We start from the raw sequence: 18810 nt of genomic DNA on the forward strand, positions 1-18810 counted from the left end.
TCCCCCGACAATCTTCCCATGCGCGTCCTGATCACTGTTCATCAGTTCTTCCCCGAATTCACACTCGGCACTGAACGCTATACGCTGGCTCTTGCCAAAGGACTTCAAGCCATGGGTGATGACGTCACGGTTCTGACTGTCGACCTCACTCCGAGCCCGGAATCCATGGGCCACCCCATCAGAGAATATCATTGGGACGGCATCCGGGTGCTCGCCGTGGATTCATCCACATCCCCAATCCGCAAACTACAGGACTACCACACCCGCCCGGATCGCCTCGAGTTATACAAGGACGTACTGTTTGATTACCAACCCGATATTGTTCACTGCTGCCACCTGCTCCACCTCGGGGTGGACTTTCTCACCGCGTGTGACGACTTGAACATCCCGGTCACGGCAACGCTGACCGATCTCTGGGGCATTTGCTGGGCCGGCCAAATGGTCAAACCATGTGACAACCAACTGTGCAGCGGCCCCGGCAAGAATGCCATCCACTGCGCCGCCGACTTCCTGCAGGTCAAGAAAGCCACAGGAAATTTCTCCTCTTCTCTTGAGAAGCACCTCAGCAGCCTTCCCTCCGGCCCGCTTCAGCGATCCGCAATCCGGGCAGCCTCGAGCCTCCCACGCTCGATCCGCGACCAGTGGATCCCTGACCTCGCCAGCATCCGAAAACGCAACGGAACCATGGCGGAAGCCTTTTCCAGTTTCCGTGAGGTCTGGTACCCAAGCCGCTTCCTGCAAGAGTCGTGCGAGGAATTCGGGCTCATCGAACCAGGATTGGGCAAACTCCTCACCTACGGCATCCGCATCCCAAACGCAGAAGAAAAGCAGGCGTTGCAATCCCTGCCGAACCGAGAAGGGCCTGCATTTGCCTTCATCGGCCAGATGGCGAGGCACAAAGGTCTCGATTTGCTGATTGATGCTTTTGCGGCAGCCAAGATTCCTGGAGCGACCTTGTCGATTCACGGGAAGCCTAACCCAGGCGACCCTCACGCATCGGCAATCCTCGACCAAATCAAGCATACTCCCGGCGTTACATACTGCGGATCCTTCAACGGCGATGACATTTACACCGTCCTACGTGACGTCGATGCGGTGGTCGTGCCGTCGATCTGGCATGAAAATGCACCGCTGGTCATGCTTGAAGCGCTGTCGGCAGGTCGGCCGGTGCTCACCTCCCGCGCCAGGGGCATGGTAGACTTCGTCGAGCACGGCCGCACGGGCTTGATCTTCGACATGAACTCAACCCTGGCCATCCGCGAGGCATTGGTCGAGTTCGCGTCCAATCAGGATAAAATCCAACAACACTGCCTGAAGAACCCAGGCTACCAATTCACACCGGCCGATCACGCCGCGGCACTACGCGAAGGCCTGACCCGCCATGCTCTGCCAGCCAACCGAGCCCCGATGCGCCGAGGATGCCCGCCGTTGGCTCGGTTCCTGACCATGCGCGGGGTGGAGACCCCACTCTTCTCCAAAAGCGTGGCGGAGTTTGCGCTAAAAGCCGGCCAAGCCGGAGCAAAAGGATGCGAGGTCCGCATCCCGGCATCGCCCTGCCTGAACCGCGAAAGCTGGGATGCTGCATTTTCCATCCCAAAGCCCCCCTCAGCCAAGTCCACGCCTGCACCGACCAGCAATGCGCTGGGCTCTACATTCCCCACGTTGGAGCGCAGCAAACTGCTCTTGCGTCCCCAGCAAAAGCCCTACGCCAGCCTTTGGGGGAAAGGCACGGTTACCATGCAATGGCACAAGCTTCAGCAGATCGACACGTGCACCACAATCCGCCTCTGCGCCCGCCCGAAGAACGGAACCGCCTCAAAACTTAAAATCACCGGAACCCAAGAGACTGCCGGAGATGAATCCTCCATCGAACTCGTCCACAACTGGAACTGGTCAAGCAAACACTGGACCGAGATCGAGCTCGATCTGGAGGCACTGCGCAAGCACCTGACAACGATCTCCCGCATCGAATGGATCCCAATGAACGAAAAAGCCGAATGGAAGTTGGATGTGGCGGGCTTTGATCTACTCCACCCTCCGCTGCATCCTCGGGCTCACCACGATCCGCCCATTGCGCCTGCGGAAGCCCGATCCAGCGCCGCCAGCTAACTCACCGCCGCAGCGCACCCAAAGATCCCGCAATCCTCTCTATTCCAGCCGATTGCACCCGCGGATAATCCACGAAGGTATCCCTTGCAAGATTGACAAATCGCCACGACATATAGAGGCAATCCACCCCGCAAAACAAGGTGCGCGGCCCCAATGGCCGCTCAGAAATGACCCATCAGGGGAATCGGATTGCAGCCCGGCTTGCCCATTCATCCCGCCACCACCACGGTAGGCAGATGCGCGGCCATCACGGTTTCCTCCTGAAACCCACACCGGGCAACCCAGATAGTAGGAATGAAAAGCGTAATCAAATTCATCGGCAAAATCCTCGGCAAAGAGGAAGGCGCATCCGCCCCTGCCGACAAGCAAACCAAACCAGCCGCCCCAGAAACCAAAACGAAAAGCGGCAACCCTGGCGACTGGTCGCCAAGCGACGGACCGGCACCGAAGAAGCGTCCGGCAAAGAAGAAGCGCAGCGGCAACCGCCCACGCAACGAGTCCGGCGAAGTACGCCGCGAGTCCCAGTCCCGCAGGCGCAAGCCACAGGGCGAAAAGCCTGCAGATGGAGGATCCAAGGACGACAAGCCTCGCAGCGAGTCGCCTAAGAGCGGATCCGACGAACGCAAACCACGCCGCCGCTCCGAAGGTGGCGACCGCCGCCGTGGCGGACGCTCCGGTGGGGGCCGTGGACGCGAGCGCAAGGAAGAGAAGGAACTCACCTTCGCTCCAGACGCTCCAAACCCACCACACTGGGAGATCGCCGATGCCTCGGCCGTCGAACTCGGCGAAGACAATCAATTCTCCGCTCTCGGTCTGTCCGACGAAGTCGCCAAAGCGGTGACCGCCATGGGCTACGTCAGCCCAACCGAGATCCAGGCAAAATCGATTCCAATCGTGCTCGCCGGCAAGGACATCATCGGCGCATCCCAAACAGGTACCGGTAAAACGGCTGCCTTCATGTTGCCGATCATCGACAAGCTCAAGTCCCACGGCAAGCTGCGCTGCCTCGTACTCGAGCCGACCCGCGAACTCGCTGCCCAGGTCGAAGACGCGATCGTCAATTTCGGTAAATTCACCGACATCCGCGAACTCGTCGTCCACGGTGGCGTCGGTTACGGTAAGCAGAATGAATTCCTCAAGCGCGGCGTCGACATCGTCGTCGCCACCCCGGGCCGCCTGCTCGACCACATGAACTCGGGCACCATCTCGCTCGACGAGATCGACTACCTCGTGCTCGACGAAGTCGACCGCATGCTCGACATGGGCTTCCTTCCGGACGTCCGCCGCATCGTCGAAAAATGCTCGAAGGACCGCCAGACGCTCTTCTTCTCGGCTACCATGCCGCCGCAGATTGAAAGCCTCGCGTCGTTCGCGCTCAAAGAGCCTGAAAAAGTCGAGGTCGGCCGCCGTTTCTCGCCAGCCGACACCGTGGCGCACGCCTTCTACCCAGTCGCCGACGAGCAGCGCAACGAGCTGATCCTCGCGATGCTCAAGAAGACGGACTTCCACTCGGTGATGATCTTCACCCGCACCAAGGCCGAGGCCGACCGCATCTTCGACATGATCGAACGCGACGGCAACCACAAGGCCACCGTGATGCACTCGGACATCCGCCAGTCCCAGCGCACCCAGGCACTGCAGGGCTTCCGTGAAGGTAAGTTTGAGATCATCGTCGCCACCGACGTCGCCGCCCGCGGCATCGACGTTTCCGACGTCTCCCACGTGATCAACTACCGCGTGCCAGAGAACCCGGAAGACTACGTCCACCGTATCGGACGTACCGGCCGCGCCAACAAGACCGGCGATGCTTTCACCCTCCTCAGCGGTGACGAACTCGAGTACGCGGAGGCGGTTGAGCGCTTCATCGGCTCGAAGGTCGAGCGCAAGAAACTCGAAGACTTCAACTACCTCTACACGGCCATGCTCGACGACGATGTCCCGAGCGATCCGGACGCGTTGAAGAAAGCACTCGGACGCAACCGCCGCCGCGGTGGTGGTGGCCGCCGTCGCCGTAGATAACCGGATGCTGAGAAAGTTACAGAATTAGTTCGACTAGCCCATAGCTTTCGTACAGCCTTTCTGTAGCTGAAACGGACACCTGCTTGAGCACACCCCTCGCAGGGTCCCGCAGCACAAATTGCAACCCCGCCCCGTATTCCTGGCATGAGCCGCCGCATATTAGCGATCGACCCAGCCATCAGGAATACGGGGTTTGCTGTTTTAGAACAGCGTGACGGGCAGCGCACCCCGACTCCGCTCGCGTACGGGACCATCAAAAACAAGGCGTCGCTACGCCAGTCCGCCTGCCTGCTGGCAATCACCGAACACCTGCGGGAGGTGATCCGTACACACCAACCCAACGAATGCGCGGTGGAAGGGATTATCTACGTACAATCCCACCGCACCGCCATTACCATGGGGGCCGCGCGCGCCGCCGCGTTGATCGCCGCCGCCGAAGCCGGCCTGGAAATCCGCGAATATGCCCCAAAAAGGGTCAAACAATCGGTAGTGGGCCGTGGCGCTGCAGACAAAGATCAGGTCGCATTCATGGTGCGCGCACTCCTCGGCTTGCGCGAAACACCGGACCACGATGCCGCCGACGCCTTGGCCATCGGCCTCACCCACCTCACCGAAAGCAGCTCCCCTGCCGCGAAACTCAACCCACCCGCCTCCATTTAATTTCATGCCGCGCCCCCACTTCGTTGTCCGCGACATCCTGCCCGCTTTGGCCCTTTTGCTCATCGGCACCATCCTTTTCCGCATTTTCAACTGGGACCTCCCAGTAGCTCTGTGGGCTCAGGACGACCAGGGAGGCTGGTCGCGCGGAGACACCGGAATCTGGCGCGTTCTCTACGTCGTCGGCACCTGGCCCGCCTTGCTTTCCGGCGTCGCCGCGATTTTGATCCTACTCGTCGGATTGCGCCGCCCTGCCGCCGCGCGCTTCCGCAAGCCCGCAGGCTATCTTTTGCTGGTGCTGCTGGTGGGCCCGCTCATTATCGCCAACGCGATCCTCAAAGATCACTGGGGCCGCCCACGCCCGAGGGACACAGCCCCGCTCGGAGGTGAGTACGCATTCGAAGAAGTGCTCACCATGGATCTCTCCAGCCCGGGCAAATCCTTCCCCTGCGGCCATGCCACCATGGGGTTCTTCTTTTTCGCCTTTTACTTTCTCCTGCGCAGCCGACGCCCGAGACTGGCAAAGGGCTTCCTCGTCGCCGGCCTCGGCTATGGCTCGATCATCGGCATGGCGCGCCTCCTGCAGGGCGGCCACTTTGCCAGTGACACACTGTGGGCAGCCGGAGTGCTTTGGTTCACTTGCGCCTTCCTTGCGCGCTGGATGAAAATCGACCAACCGCTCCCCGCAGTCGCATCCGAGCAATTCAAGCCCGTCTCGTGGCCTAAGTTGTCGCTTTTCTGCCTCGCGCTCCCCGCCATCATCTTCTTCGGCTTGCTTGCCTCCCCGATCAGCAGCAACCAAACGTTCGAACTCGAGACAGCAGACCAGTCCGCACCGGTCAAGCTGATGGTCAAATCTCCCACAGCTACCCTCCACCTGCTTCCGGGCGACACCTTTGCCGCCACCGCCACCAGCCATGGCCACGGCCTCCCTGGCTCGGGCATCAAGTCCGTCTGGAACGAAGAACAAAAAGACGACGGCCGTATCGTCGCCGAACTCAAACAACGCGAGTCCGGCCTCACCAGCGAACTGCAACAGACCATCCGCGCTACATTCGCTCCGCAACGCCTGCAAGAGCTCAGCGTAGAACTCGACACCGGCAAAGCCACGCTCACCATTCCCGAACAAAACGACGATCTGCTCGACCCGCCTGTCACCGTCCGCTTCGAAGCACCCGCCGACGTGGCAATCGAGATCATCTCTACTTCCGAGGAACTCTTCTTCATCGAAGACACCTCAGGCACGCCAATTCACGGCACCAAAGACGCACCATGGCATGTCATCGTGCCGACGGGCGCCTCTGTGAAATACTGAGCGCCCCATCCTCTGGCCGTTCGCCTGTCTCCCATCCAAGAACCCGCGCGGAGCCATCACCTGCACCGTATTTGCGATTGATTCGAAGGCGTGCCGTGTCTAGTGAGTGAGCGTGATGGACGTCCACGAATTGATACGCAGCTTCGATGATGAATTCTCGCGCATTGGCGCAAAGCGAGAGCAGTACGGGGACGTCTGCGGCTACCCGCTCGTAGCCTATCGGTTGGGCGATGGAGCACGCCGGGGCTATGTCTCCGCAGGAATGCACGGCGACGAACCAGCAGGCCCGCTCGCTCTACTGGAGCTCCTGCGAGAAGGTTTCTTCAAGCCCACTGGAATCAGCTGGGTGATTTGCCCGGTGCTGAACCCAACCGGCCTGGCTCTGGCACAAAGGGAAAACCATCAGGGAGAAGACCTGAACCGCGACTACCTGAGCCGACGCACGGACGAGGTCGCAGGCCACGCTCGCTGGCTGGACGGCGCATCCTACGATTTCGCACTCTCATTGCACGAGGACTGGGAAAGCACCGGCTTTTACTACTACGAGATCAATCAAGGCGAAGACTGCCCGGAGCGCTACGCTCTGATTTCGGCTGCGGTTGGAGAGGTCATGCAAATGGAACCCGAGCAGGTGATCGATGACCACAACGTACGAAAACCCGGATGGATCTACCACGAATGTGAACCAGACGAGCCGGAGCGATGGCCGGAAGCCATTTTCTTGGCAAAGATTGGCTGCCCTCTGTCATTCACATTCGAAACACCTAGCAGCGCTCCTCTGGAACTCAGAGTGCAGGCCCACAAGGCCGCGATGCGCTCTGCCTTGGCTGTTTGCTTGCCGTAGAGACCCTGCAAAAAGCAGCACACAGCCAACCTGCCAGCATGAAAATCAAACCACTAGTAGCGACAAGCGCTCTCGCCTTCGCTCTCTCCTCATGCTCGACGGTAAAGACTCTCTCTCCTGCTGAGTTCGAGAAGCAATACCATATTGCCGAAAGCAGTTACTCAAGCTCCATGAGTGACTACTGCGTGATCGGACAACGCCACAACCATGTGTTTCTCCACAGGCAAACCATGCGCATCCTCCCCCTCCTTTGGGGCCGCGAGGTTTACCGAAACCAAATCTACATGTCACGCACCGGGCTTCTGAGCGATGACCTCAAAGCAGAGATCAACGCCAAATATCCCGAAGGTGAGTGGTAGCCTCTAACGTCGGCCGACGGCCACCGTTCATACGGCGCCATTTCGCTCTGCCGGGATCCAATCAGTGCTTGCGGTAGCGGGCATATCCCCCCGCCACCGCCAATCACCTAAATGCAAAACCTACGCTCCTGGGGCGCGGGTGTGCCAATCGGTGGCGCGCTCGTAGGCGGCACCGACTTTGAGCAGAGTCTGCTCGTCGAATGGCTTGGCCATCAGCTGCAAGCCAACTGGAAGCGGCTTGCCGGCTTCTCGCTCGACAAATCCACATGGCTGGCTCATTGCCGGAATCCCCGCCAGGTTGGCCGAAATGGTGTAAATGTCCGCCAGGTACATCTGCAACGGATCCGCGGTCAGCGAGCCAGCTTCAAACGCAGGACCAGGCGAGGTCGGCCCGACAATGACGTCGACCTTTTCAAACGCTGCCTCAAAATCGCGGCGGAAGAGAGTACGCGCCTTCTGCGCCTGAAGGTAATAGGCATCGTAGTAACCGGAGCTGAGAACGTAGGTTCCCAGAAGAATGCGGCGTTTTACTTCCTCGCCAAACCCGAGCTCGCGGGTGCGGGTGTAGAGCTGGAGCAAGTCCGCCGGATCTTCCGCACGGTTGCCATAACGCACGCCATCGAAGCGTGCCAAGTTCGCAGACGCCTCAGCCGTAGCGATGATGTAGTAGGTCGCCACCGCGTATTCGGTGTGCGGGAGGGAAACTTCGACAATCTCTGCACCGAGCTCTTCGAGCTTGGCGATCGCAGCGTCCACCGATGCCTTCACATCGGCATCCAGACCTTCGCCAAAGAACTCCTTCGGCACGCCAACGCGAAGCCCGTTCAGATCACCATCGAGTCCTGCGGTGTAATCCGGCACATCGATCTGGGCCGACGTCGAGTCCTGGATGTCCGAGCCGGCCATGACATTGAGCATCAGCGCGGCATCTTCCACCGAGCGGGTCATTGGTCCGATCTGGTCGAGCGACGAGGCAAAGGCCACCAATCCGTAGCGCGACACGCGGCCGTAGCTCGGCTTGAGACCGACAATACCATTGAACGCAGCCGGCTGACGGATCGAGCCACCCGTATCCGAGCCCAGTGCGGCAACGGCAGTGCGCGCACCAACCGCCGCTCCGGATCCACCGGACGACCCACCTGGCACGCGGTCGATATCCCACGGGTTGCGGGTCTCGCCGGTTGCGGAGTTTTCAGTAGTCGAGCCCATGGCGAACTCGTCCATGTTTGTGCGGCCGAGCGGAATGGCACCCGCTGCGCGCAACTTGGCGATCACCGTCGCGTCGTACGGTGAGGTGTAGCCGCCGGTCAAAAGCTTCGATGCACAACCGCAGCCCTGTCCTTTGACATTGATGTTGTCCTTGATCGCAATCGGGATACCACCGAGAGGCAGCGACAGATCCGCGTTTTCCGCCTCCGCCAGTGCCGCGTCGTAATCGAGGGACAAATAGCCTGTCACCCGTGGATCCGCAGCCTCATTGGCTTTGCGGATGTCGTTGATGATATCGGCCGGGGTGATCGTTCCTTCGACCAGCTTGGCGCGAAGATCGGTGATGGTGGAGGCTGCGAGCGACATGAGTAGGGAAATCGATAAAAGGTAAGAAAAATCAGTGAGGACCAGTCAGCAGAGGGGGGCTTATTCAATCACGCGTGGCACCACGATCTGATCGCGTGCGCTCTGTGGTGCGTTTTGGACCACCGCCTCAGTACCCATCCCCGGACGAGGCTCATCTTCGCGCAACGCCGTGTGCACCGTGCCCGCATGATCGGTCGGCGGCACATCGCTGAGATCCAATTCGGAGAGCTTCTCCACATAGCCAACCACCTTTTCCAGCTGTGACTCAAACAGTTGCACCTCGTCATCAGTCAGCTCCAAACGAGCGAGCTTCGCGGTGTGGTGGATATCAATGCGGTCGTTGGCCATGGCTCTCTGCGGGAAATTTGAGGTTCACTAAGGGTGAGTAGACAGGTAGAAACGATCGCACTAAAGATCAACCCGCGAATTCACCCGCCGCCGGAAATCGGGTCGCAGCCCTGACAAAAGTGTCACTTGGCGATTGGCGTGACATCCCACACCCTGTTCGCGGTGTTCCAGCAGGCGCACCAAAACGAGAAACCTACCGCTATGTCACGCATCCTCATCGTCGACGACGAACCAGATCTGGTCGATCTCCTGACCTTCAACATCGAAAGTGCGGGCCACACCGTGGCAACCGCCAGCAATGGCCTCGAAGCCCTCGAAGCCATGGACAAGTCGCGTCCGGATGCTGTGCTGCTCGATATGATGATGCCGCACATGGATGGAATCGCCACCCTCAAGGAGATGCGCAAGCGCCCTGGGTTTGCCGGCATTCCCGTGATCATGCTCACCGCCCGCTCCGCCGTGGAAGACCGCATCAAAGGCTTCGAGTCCGGTGCCGATGACTACCTGAGCAAACCATTCGATTCAAAAGAACTGCAACTCCGTCTGGCCGCCGTACTGCGTCGCACCGAAGGCGATGGCGGCTCACCAGACATCCTCGAAGTCGGCTCGTTCCGCCTCGACCGCGAAACCCTCCGCCTCGACCTCGACAACCAGGTCGTCGATCTCACCGCCACCGAGTTCAAGCTCGTGCTTTTGTTGATGCAACACGAAGGCGAAGTGCAGGAGCGCGACCACCTGCTGCGCCAAGTCTGGGGATACCGCGACTCCACGCTCACCCGCACGCTCGACACACACATCAAACGCCTGCGCGAAAAGATTGGCGAATACGCCGAGCACATCGAAACGGTCCGCGGTGTCGGCTACGTATTCCACGCTGAAGTTTAATTCCCCCGCAGCTTCAGTCTCCGCCGCCCGCGCACGATCACGTGACGGCCGGCGGATTTTTGCTACCTTCAGCAAGACTACGCTAATCCCTCCATGATCGCAGGCAGCCCCATCGACTCCGCAACCTTTGTCATCGGCCTATTGGTCGGCGGCGCCATTGCGGCATTGTTCCGTTGGGCCCGGGAGACCCCGGAGAACAAAAAGGACACGAAGGAAGAACGGCAGCCCGCCCGCCCGTCGGACCAGGTCAATTTCACCACCCTTTCTGAAACTCTGGACCTCCTGCAAGAGGCGGTGATGCTCGTTGATCCGGACGATCTGGCCGTCGTCTACGCCAACAAGCGATGCGATCGCTTTTTCCGCACCAGTAATGAAATCACCGGCCGGCCGTTGCTCGACGTCTGCCGGTCCCACCAACTTCTCGAGCTGACCCAAAAAGCCATCACCTCAGGCAGCTCCGTGAAAGAAAAGCTCGGTGCGGCAGAGGACGACTCCCGCTTTTGGACCGTCTACATCACACTTGGCACGTCTCCGAAACCGGAGGATCCAAGCGCACCGAAGCCTCTCGTTCGCATCGTCATCCGCGACGATACCGAGCAAATCCGCACCGAGCAGATCCGGCGCGAGTTCATCGCCAACGCCTCCCACGAACTGCGCACCCCCATCACCATCATCTCCGGCTACATCGACAACCTGCTCGATGGCGCCATCAACCGCCCGGAACTCGCCACCAAGTTCCTCAAGGTCGCACGCAAACACAGCCACCGCACCAACCGGCTGATCGAAGACATGCTCACCATTTCCAAACTGGAGTCAGGCCAGATTGGACAAATCACCTCGGAGCGCTTCTCTCTTGCCCGCTGCGCGGAACACGTCATCGATCAACTCCAACCGATCATCGACGCCCAATCGGCGACCGTCACCATTGAGACCGACCCCGAGTCCGAATTCATCGTCGGCGACCGCTTCTACTGGGATCAGATCATCTTCAACCTGACGGAGAACGCCCTGAAGAACAACCCCACCCAGCCAATCGACGTCAAGATCAGCACCCGTATCGAAGACGAACACCACGTGGTTGAGGTGACTGACAACGGCGTCGGCATCCCACTCAGCTCACAGCCTTTCATCTTCAAACGCTTCTACCGCGTCCAGAAGGATCACTCACAAACGATCAAAGGCACCGGCCTCGGGCTCTCCATCGTCAAACGCGCCGTGGAAGCGCATGGCGGCTCCATCGAAGTCGACAGTGTGCCGCACCAGCACACCACATTCCGCGTCCTGCTTCCGCACACACACACTGAAGAGAGCGCCCCCCCGATCTCATAGGAATGCGGGATGCCTTCGTCGAGGAATCAGTCGAGGGACTGCATTCGCGACTCAAGGGGCGGAACACGCAATGTTCGCTGCGCTCCGATTCCGATAGCGTGGCGACAGCGAGGCGCGGACCGCGCTGGGCGTTGCAAGTGTATTGCAGATCAAGAGTCAATCAGCCTTTTCCACGCCCCACTCTTCCCTGAAGGGTAAATGCAAACCAGCCCAGGGTGACGGGAGCCTCAGGCGACCACACCCTAGGTAACCCGCCCCATAACCTCGGCCAAGCGTGCGGCGCAGATCCACCAATCCCAGCCGCCCGCAGGCCCTCGGGCAGCTCCGACAAAACAACCTCATCCCTTTTCCGTGGCTTTTTTTGCCTCTTCGTGGCCATCCCTACCGGCTCCGCCTCCAATCAAAAGCAGCGATTCTCGCCGCACTCCCATACCTCCGCAACCTCGCTTTGGGTCTTGAGGTCTTTCCGTGAGCCCGTCCTATCCGCGACTCCGATTGGGATATCGATATCGATGAGGAGCCCCAAAGCCACTGCACCTCCGACCCAGTCGCCAAGCTCCATCCATAGTGCACAGCCAGACCGCTCCATCTCTTGATAGGAGATCGCAAACCAGCTCGGGTGACGAGAGCCTCAGGCGCCCCCCTGGGACACGCGCACCAAACCAATCCAGCAGATCGCGCGATTTGACCCGACCTCAACACCTGCCCACTAGCCGCCCTCCAAGCGCCGCGACACAATACACCAGGCTACTCCTCGACAGCCGAGGGCTCGGTCATTTTCAGCAAAGCTTCCAAATGCTCGAAGTGAATCGGCTTACGCAACATGGTCACCGGACCCGCCTGCATGATCCGCCACAGCACCTCTCCGTCCGGATGACCGCTGATCACAAACAAAGGCACATCCGGGTGGCTCTTGCGGATCCTCGTGTATAACTCGTCGCCGGCCAGATCAGGTTGGTTCAAGTCGAGCAGGATCAAGTCCGGCTGGTTCACCGCCAACTGCCCGATCGCCTCTTCGGCGTTCTTCACCAGCACCGGTGCGACTCCGGACTTCGTCAAATACTGCCCCACCATCACCCGCATCGCCTCATCCGTGTCAATCAACATGACCGAACGCTCGCGAGGTTCCTCTTTCTTCAAAATATCACGGTCGAGGAGCTTGCGCTTGATTCGCCAACGCCCACCGATCTGCACTGCTGGCAACTGCTGCCTCTGAACCAGGTAATATACCGTCGGTAAGGGAATCCTAAGGTATTGAGACGTCTCCTTGACCGTCATCAAATCGGGCAATTCTTCGTTTTCAGCCATGCGTGTTGTGAGAGTTGAGGATTCCATTCCCCACTTGTTACGCCGGAGAACATTAGCGGGACGCAACACATCTAGAAATTCTTAGAATTCCCGTAATCCCCACAACAATAATGGCTCACACCATCAGATCAAACAATGTTTACCCCAATCGCAAATCAAGACTCTCCCGCCTGAATAGACCTCCAACTCCGGCTCAGCGGCCAAAGCGGCGCGCCAGCTCGGCAAACCCGATATGCACCAACGTCGGCCGCCCCTGCGGACAACAATAAGGCATCCGGCACCCGAACAAACGCTCCGCCAGCTGCGCTGCGCCAGCCGCATCCAGTGCGGTATCGACCGAAGCTCCTCCGCCAAGCTCGAACTCGCGGGCGAGCACCCGCGCGACACCGACCTGCAGCTTGCGACGCTCGCCATCCGACGGAGCGCCCACAGCGCCGCGCCTGACATCACCAACGGTTGCAAAAACCTGGCGGATCACATCCGCTGCATTCACCTGCTTCACACCGGCCGGCAGAGAACTTACCTTGAACGTACGCGCACCGAACTCCTCAATCTCGAAGCCGACCGCACACAACTCGTCGAGCACCTCGACAATCGTCTCGTATTCTTCCTGCTCGGTTTCCAATGTCACCGGCAACAACAGACGCTGAGACGCCGACTCATCAGCTCCCTCCGGTTGCTCGTCGGCCAACTGCTCATAGACAATCCGCTCGCGTGCGGCACGCACATGCAGAAGCGCCAGCCCCTCATCGGTTTCATAGAGGACGTAGCCGTCTGCCAGCACAGACAGAAAGACAAAATCATCCGGGATCCCGGCATTGGAGTCCAAATCATCGTCCGCACCTTCCTCCGGCCCGGCTGCAGCCTGAGCGACGGGTGTGGTTTTTTTGTTCCGAAGCTCGTTGGCAGCCGCCACGACATCGTCGACCACCGGTTGCATCTCAGGCTGCGTCACACGCGGCTTGATCGACTCCGTACTCAGCTTGAATGCAGGACGTGCTGGTGCCGGGCGGGCCGTCTTGGGTGCCTCGGCCGAGGGGGGCGCCGGTGTCAGCCGCACTGCAGGAGACGCTGGCTTTTTCGCGGGAGCCGGTGCCTTGGACGGTGCGACCTCGATCGCATCGGCACCGCTTTCGGCTCCGGACGGATTCTCCAATGAAGCCACCAACGCATCATAAACCGCACGCTCAACCGCACCGGTCTTCTGGAAGCGCACCTCTTTCTTCGCCGGGTGCACGTTGATATCGAAGCTTCCTGCAGGAAGTTCTAGAAACAAGAAAGCCAGCGGATGCCCGTCCCGCTCGACCAGCCCGCGGTACGCCTCTTTGATCGCACGGAACAAGACCGAGTTCTCCACCGGCCGGCCATTCAAAAAGACCCACTGCATGCGTCGGTTCGGACGGCTCACTCCAGGGCGGCTCATCACACCGGTGACTTTGATCCCGGCGTTTTCAAAAGGCTCCATCTCGAACAACCCGCCTGCAATTTCATCGCCGACCAACCCGCGCACACGTTCCCACTGGTCCCCCGTCGCCGGCAGATCCAACGAGACTCTTCCGTCACGCACCAGGCGGAACGCGACTTTTGGGTGAGCAATCGCGTGCAAGCGCACCTGCTGGTCAATGTGACCAAACTCCGTGTTCTCTGTTTTCAGGAACTTGCGCCGCGCCGGCACATTCACAAAGAGTGACCGCACCTCGACCGACGTGCCCGGAGCACATCCGTCGTCGCGCACCTCGACCAGGCGACCTCCGTCCACTTCCACGCACGTGCCATTGAGCGCTCCGTGTTCGCAGGTGCGCAGCTTGAAGCGCGAGACACTTGCCACACTCGGCAACGCTTCACCACGGAACCCAAGCGTACTCACCGTCACCAGATCCTCTGCAGTTTTGATCTTACTGGTGGCGTGGCGCTCGATACACATCACCGCGTCGTCGCGGGTCATTCCGGCGCCATTGTCGGTCACCCGGATCAACCCGGCACCACCCTTACCAATCTGCACTTCAATGGATGTCGCCCCAGCATCGAGTGCGTTATCGAGCAGTTCGCGCACAACCGAAGCCGGACGCTCAACGACCTCACCGGCAGCCACTTGGCTCGCCAATGTATCAGGCATGACGGCAATTTTTCCCATGGATCTCAGACTGGAAGTGATAATGTTCTCGTGGTAGTGAATCGCCGACTACCACGCGCGAGGCGCATGTTGCCGCCTCACCGATCCCCCCGCAAGCGCGGATCTCATCGAACCGATCCTCCCCCGAACCATTATGATCACCATTTCCCCACGAGCCGTCGAAGAATTGCAGTCGATCAAAGCCTCGAAAAACGCACCGGACAACCACGGTCTCCGCATTCTCGTCCAAAAGGGCGGATGCGCCGGCATGCAGTACGGCATGAAGTTCGACGCCCCCGCCACCGATGACGACATCACCGAAGCCGACGGCGTGCGCGTTCTCATCGATCCCCAAAGCCTGCCTTACCTCAAAGGTTGCGTTCTCGACTTCTCCGACGCCCTCTCCGACAGCGGCTTCAAAATCAACAACCCGAACGCCGAACGCAGCTGCGGATGCGGCTCATCCTTTGAACCAACCCAAACCACGGCCGAAGCCAACGCCACCCCGCCGACCGACCCCGAAATCGAAGCACTGGAATGCACTCCTGATGAGGAGGATACGCAATCGTGACGACGCCAGATCCGCAGCGGGATGCATAATTTTCAAAATATTTTCCGCTGCGTGAAAGAGGGGTTGCCCGACGTGCGAATTGTGATCCATACAAGCGTCTGACAGATCTCCGTATTGCCTTGACAATCCAAGCAGTTAGAGAGAAACAATCCTTGGGCGTTCAGCCGCCCGCCACTATGACCCCTCTCCCCGCCTGCCCCGATTCATGAAGAACCGAGGACTGATTCTCGAACAACAAGTTCTGGATCTCCAGCGCACCCGCTCTGGAGGAGCCAACCGACGCCGCCCGAAGCGCTTCCTGCTCGGCTGGACGGTCACCATGACGCTCCTCATCACAGCGGCCACATTTTCGTGGATTTTCTGCCTCTATGTCTTCGGCCATCCGGAGCGGCCGTTCAGCTATGACGTGCTGAGCAAACTCCAGCGCATCGAACCACCGAAGCGCTTCGACCACCTGACCGTCCCAGACGGATCCGCCTACAAACCCAAGGAAATCTTCGCCCGCTACCTGCGCTATCCGCAGGCAGGTGAAGAACACCTGCTCGAGCTGAACGCGGAGCTTCACCGCAACTTCGTCACCAACTACTCCAAGGCCGACAGCATCGACTACGTCCGCGGCAAGTTCCGGGTCTTTGACATCCAGCCCTTGGATGAATCGCACATCTTCCCGTCCGGTGTCGCCATCTGCGCCCAGGCGGTCGACTGCCCGGATTTGACCATCGAGTATCTCTTCCCCGGCGAGGCGATCCCACAGGACTTCTTCCGCCCGGGCGATGTGCTCAGCATTGAGGGCACCACCGCATTTGCCACCGTGCTCAACTGCGCACAGATCGCGGAGAGCAAACTCTGCCTCACGCTCGTGCCACTCGTTTACGGATCGTACGTCGGCCCGAATGGCTCGACCGTCGCGCTGTCGCCACCGGACAAGATCAACTTGAAGACCAGCTGGCCGGTCGCCGGCGGTCACCTCCCACCAAGCCAGATCGCCGGTGACCAAAGCAAGCGCGACGCTCCAGGTGCCGTCGCCGGCCTGCGCTAACCCCGTGAAAGATCAAAACAAAAAGCGCCCGTGGATCGAAACTTGATCCACGGGCGCTTTCTTTTTGATCTGTGATCACGCACGATCAACCTACTCGTCGTCAGGCAACTCCTGATACAAAGGATCCGGATCACGGGTCGGCAACTCAGGCTCACGCTCGCGGCGCTCGCGCTCGATCCCCACCAGCCCGGCCGTCACATCGACTTCCGGCAACGGCGGCAGGCCCAACGGAGCATCATCAGGCACCGGATCGATCGGAAACCCATCCACCTCGCGCGTCGGCAAACCCTCGCCCGGTTCGACAGGAATCAAGGGACGGCCATCACCCTCCTTCGGGGCCAGCGAGTCGCGCACAAACGGAGCCATTCCACGGCGCGCCGCGGTCGGCGTCAGCCACACGCGCCGCAACACCTTGCCGCTCTCAGCAGACAAGGTCACCCGGCCGACCACCTGCCTCCGCACGTCGATCAGCCGGATCACCCAGATCGGATCGTCCGTGAAGTCGATCGCCCGCAGGGTGTAGGTGACTTCATTGAAGCCGACCTTCTCTTGGCGTGCGAGATCGTCGACAATCGCAAACGCGCTTTCACTGTTCACCTTGATCTTGGCGGCGTCGACAAACCCCGACGGCACTCTGCCGGGATAGAATGCGGAGTTCACCCCCCTGGTGACCACACGCGTCTCATCCGCCCAATAGGAGCGCAGCGTCGTCGGTGATTCGGGATCGAAGACCACCACCACCCATTCCCGTGGGTTCGGCTCGCCACGTTCAGCGCTCAGACTGACGATGTGATCGAACTTCGCCGCGCCGTACTGCCGCTCAAGCGCATTCACCGCCTGACTCGAGGTCAGATCGGCAAACGCTGGAGCAAGCGACAAGAGGCCGCACAACAGAGCAAGACTCGGCTTCATTGGTAGGTTGGCTAAGCGTTGGGACAAGTTACTTGGCCGAACACGCGGCAAGCTTCTTGAGCAGAAGCTGGTTGAGTTCAATTCCAGCCTCGAAGTTGGCCACATGGAAGTTCTCGTTTGGTGCGTGGATCTGGCAACCCGGCAGCGCCAAGCCCAGCATCAACGAGTCCGCCCCGAGGATGCTCTTGAATGTATTGATGATCGGGATGCTGCCCCCCTCGCGGATCAGCACCGGCTCGCGGCCGAAGGTCTCGGCCAGCGCACTCTGCGCTGCCTTGCCGAACTCGGAGTTCGGGTCGCTCAGATACGGCTCACCAGAATGACCCGGCACAAACTCGACCGTCACGCCTTCAGGAGCGTGCTTCATCACATGCGCCTCCACCTTGCGCAGAATGTCATCCGGATCCTGGTCCGGAACGAGACGGAACGACAACTTCGCCATCGCCTCGCTCGCGATCACCGTCTTGCTGCCCTCGCCCTGGTAGCCAGCGCCCACACCATTGACTTCGGCCGTTGGGCGCGCCCACAGGCGCTCTTTCACCGAGTAGCCAGCCTCGCCGACCGCAGCCGGAGCACCGGTCTCCTCAAGGTACTGCTTTTCGCCGAATGGCACGGTCTCCCACATTTCACGCTCCCAGGTCTCAAGGTCGCGCACATCATCGTAGAATCCATCGATCGCCACGCGCTCGTCAGCATCATGCAGCGACGCAATCACTCGCCCGATCGCCGTCGCCGGGTTCATCACCGATCCACCGTAGACGCCCGAATGCAGGTCTCCGCTTGGCCCTTTGATCAAAACTTCACCACAAGTGATGCCGCGCAACCCATAGCCCATGGTCGGCACGCCAGGCGCCACCATCCCCGTATCCGACACCGCGATCACGTCGCACTTCAGCTCGTCGCGATGCGCTTCCAGGAACGCCGGCAGGTTCTTGCTGCCAATTTCCTCTTCGCCCTCAAAGAGCAAAATCAGGTTCACCGGCAGTTCACCCTGCTGCAGCGCCTTTTCCACACCGAGCACATGGGCGAACATCTGCCCCTTGTTGTCGGTCGAGCCGCGGCCCCAGATTTTGCCATCGCGCAACTCCGGCTCAAACGGAGGCGAGTCCCAAAGCTCGACCGGATCCACAGGCTGGACGTCGTAGTGGCCGTAGATCATCACGGTTGGCACGCCATCGCGATGCTCGTTTTTCGCCACCACAATCGGGTGACCAGGCGTCTCATGAAGCTGTGCATCCAGCCCCATGCCCGACAACTTGGCCTGCAGCCACTCGGCGCAGGCGCGCACGTCGCCGGAATACGCGCTGTCGGTGGAAATGCTCGGAAAGCGAAGGAATTCAAACAACTGGGAAAGCTCGGGTGTCATGAATGAAACCCTAGCGTCCGCAAGCGTCTCGGCAAGCGCAGATGGTGCCACCACACCCGCT

General features: G+C 60.0%; 16 protein-coding genes. 10 read left to right on the plus strand and 6 right to left on the minus strand.

The window, feature by feature from the left end; genetic code table 11:
- Positions 1–18 precede the first annotated feature (18 nt).
- The 6 genes from G3M56_RS14060 to G3M56_RS14085 all read left to right on the plus strand — a co-directional run bounded on the left by G3M56_RS14060 (position 19) and on the right by G3M56_RS14085 (position 7303).
- The gene (locus tag G3M56_RS14060; protein WP_164365397.1) at positions 19–2109 is read left to right on the plus strand and encodes a glycosyltransferase; all 2091 of its coding nucleotides are present in this window, start codon (positions 19–21) and stop codon (positions 2107–2109) included.
- Positions 2110–2403: 294 nt separating this feature from the next.
- Complete coding sequence (locus G3M56_RS14065) at positions 2404–4128, plus strand: DEAD/DEAH box helicase (protein WP_235203482.1); 1725 nt, start codon at positions 2404–2406, stop codon at positions 4126–4128.
- Positions 4129–4272: 144 nt separating this feature from the next.
- Positions 4273–4788 (plus strand): crossover junction endodeoxyribonuclease RuvC, encoded by a 516-nt coding sequence (gene ruvC / locus G3M56_RS14070; protein WP_164365396.1) that lies wholly within the window; start codon positions 4273–4275, stop codon positions 4786–4788.
- A 4-nt stretch (positions 4789–4792) separates the two neighbouring features.
- A complete protein-coding gene (locus G3M56_RS14075) occupies positions 4793–6100 on the plus strand; it encodes a phosphatase PAP2 family protein (protein ID WP_164365395.1) in 1308 nt (435 codons plus the stop codon).
- Between the two features lie 115 nt (positions 6101–6215).
- On the plus strand, positions 6216–6944 hold the full coding sequence (locus tag G3M56_RS14080) for a M14 family metallopeptidase (RefSeq protein WP_164365394.1): 729 nt from the start codon (positions 6216–6218) through the stop codon (positions 6942–6944).
- 38 nt (positions 6945–6982) lie between these two features.
- The gene (locus G3M56_RS14085) at positions 6983–7303 is read left to right on the plus strand and encodes a hypothetical protein (RefSeq protein ID WP_164365393.1); all 321 of its coding nucleotides are present in this window, start codon (positions 6983–6985) and stop codon (positions 7301–7303) included.
- Between the two features lie 120 nt (positions 7304–7423).
- On the opposite strand, the gene gatA is transcribed toward G3M56_RS14085, so the two are convergent.
- Positions 7424–8878 carry an Asp-tRNA(Asn)/Glu-tRNA(Gln) amidotransferase subunit GatA gene (gene gatA, locus G3M56_RS14090; RefSeq protein ID WP_164365392.1) on the minus strand — a complete coding sequence of 485 codons (1455 nt, stop codon included), beginning with the start codon at positions 8876–8878 and terminating at the stop codon, positions 7424–7426.
- Positions 8879–8938: 60 nt separating this feature from the next.
- Positions 8939–9226, minus strand: a complete 288-nt coding sequence (gene gatC / locus G3M56_RS14095) for an Asp-tRNA(Asn)/Glu-tRNA(Gln) amidotransferase subunit GatC (RefSeq protein ID WP_164365391.1) — start codon at positions 9224–9226, stop codon at positions 8939–8941.
- A gap of 201 nt (positions 9227–9427) precedes the next feature.
- On the opposite strand from gatC, the gene G3M56_RS14100 reads away from it, so the two are divergent.
- A complete protein-coding gene (locus G3M56_RS14100) occupies positions 9428–10111 on the plus strand; it encodes a response regulator transcription factor (RefSeq protein ID WP_164365390.1) in 684 nt (227 codons plus the stop codon).
- A 93-nt stretch (positions 10112–10204) separates the two neighbouring features.
- A complete protein-coding gene (locus G3M56_RS14105; protein WP_164365389.1) occupies positions 10205–11440 on the plus strand; it encodes a sensor histidine kinase in 1236 nt (411 codons plus the stop codon).
- Between the two features lie 747 nt (positions 11441–12187).
- On the opposite strand, the gene G3M56_RS14110 is transcribed toward G3M56_RS14105, so the two are convergent.
- Together G3M56_RS14110 and mutL are read right to left on the minus strand one after the other, a co-directional pair.
- Complete coding sequence (locus G3M56_RS14110) at positions 12188–12748, minus strand: response regulator (protein ID WP_164365388.1); 561 nt, start codon at positions 12746–12748, stop codon at positions 12188–12190.
- Between the two features lie 193 nt (positions 12749–12941).
- A complete protein-coding gene (mutL, locus tag G3M56_RS14115; RefSeq protein ID WP_235203483.1) occupies positions 12942–14864 on the minus strand; it encodes a DNA mismatch repair endonuclease MutL in 1923 nt (640 codons plus the stop codon).
- A 151-nt stretch (positions 14865–15015) separates the two neighbouring features.
- On the opposite strand from mutL, the gene G3M56_RS14120 reads away from it, so the two are divergent.
- Together G3M56_RS14120 and G3M56_RS14125 are read left to right on the plus strand one after the other, a co-directional pair.
- Positions 15016–15432 (plus strand): HesB/IscA family protein, encoded by a 417-nt coding sequence (locus G3M56_RS14120; RefSeq protein ID WP_164365386.1) that lies wholly within the window; start codon positions 15016–15018, stop codon positions 15430–15432.
- A gap of 205 nt (positions 15433–15637) precedes the next feature.
- Positions 15638–16471 carry a hypothetical protein gene (locus G3M56_RS14125; RefSeq protein ID WP_164365385.1) on the plus strand — a complete coding sequence of 278 codons (834 nt, stop codon included), beginning with the start codon at positions 15638–15640 and terminating at the stop codon, positions 16469–16471.
- Positions 16472–16561: 90 nt separating this feature from the next.
- Here G3M56_RS14125 and G3M56_RS14130 read toward each other — a convergent pair whose 3' ends face one another.
- Entirely contained in the window at positions 16562–17383 is an 822-nt protein-coding gene (locus G3M56_RS14130) for a hypothetical protein (protein ID WP_164365384.1), read from the minus strand.
- A 28-nt stretch (positions 17384–17411) separates the two neighbouring features.
- Entirely contained in the window at positions 17412–18749 is a 1338-nt protein-coding gene (locus tag G3M56_RS14135; protein WP_164365383.1) for a dipeptidase, read from the minus strand.
- Positions 18750–18810: the final 61 nt, after the last annotated feature.

The organism is Sulfuriroseicoccus oceanibius, assembly GCF_010681825.2.
Taxonomy (GTDB): Bacteria; Verrucomicrobiota; Verrucomicrobiia; order Verrucomicrobiales; family SLCJ01; genus Sulfuriroseicoccus; species Sulfuriroseicoccus oceanibius.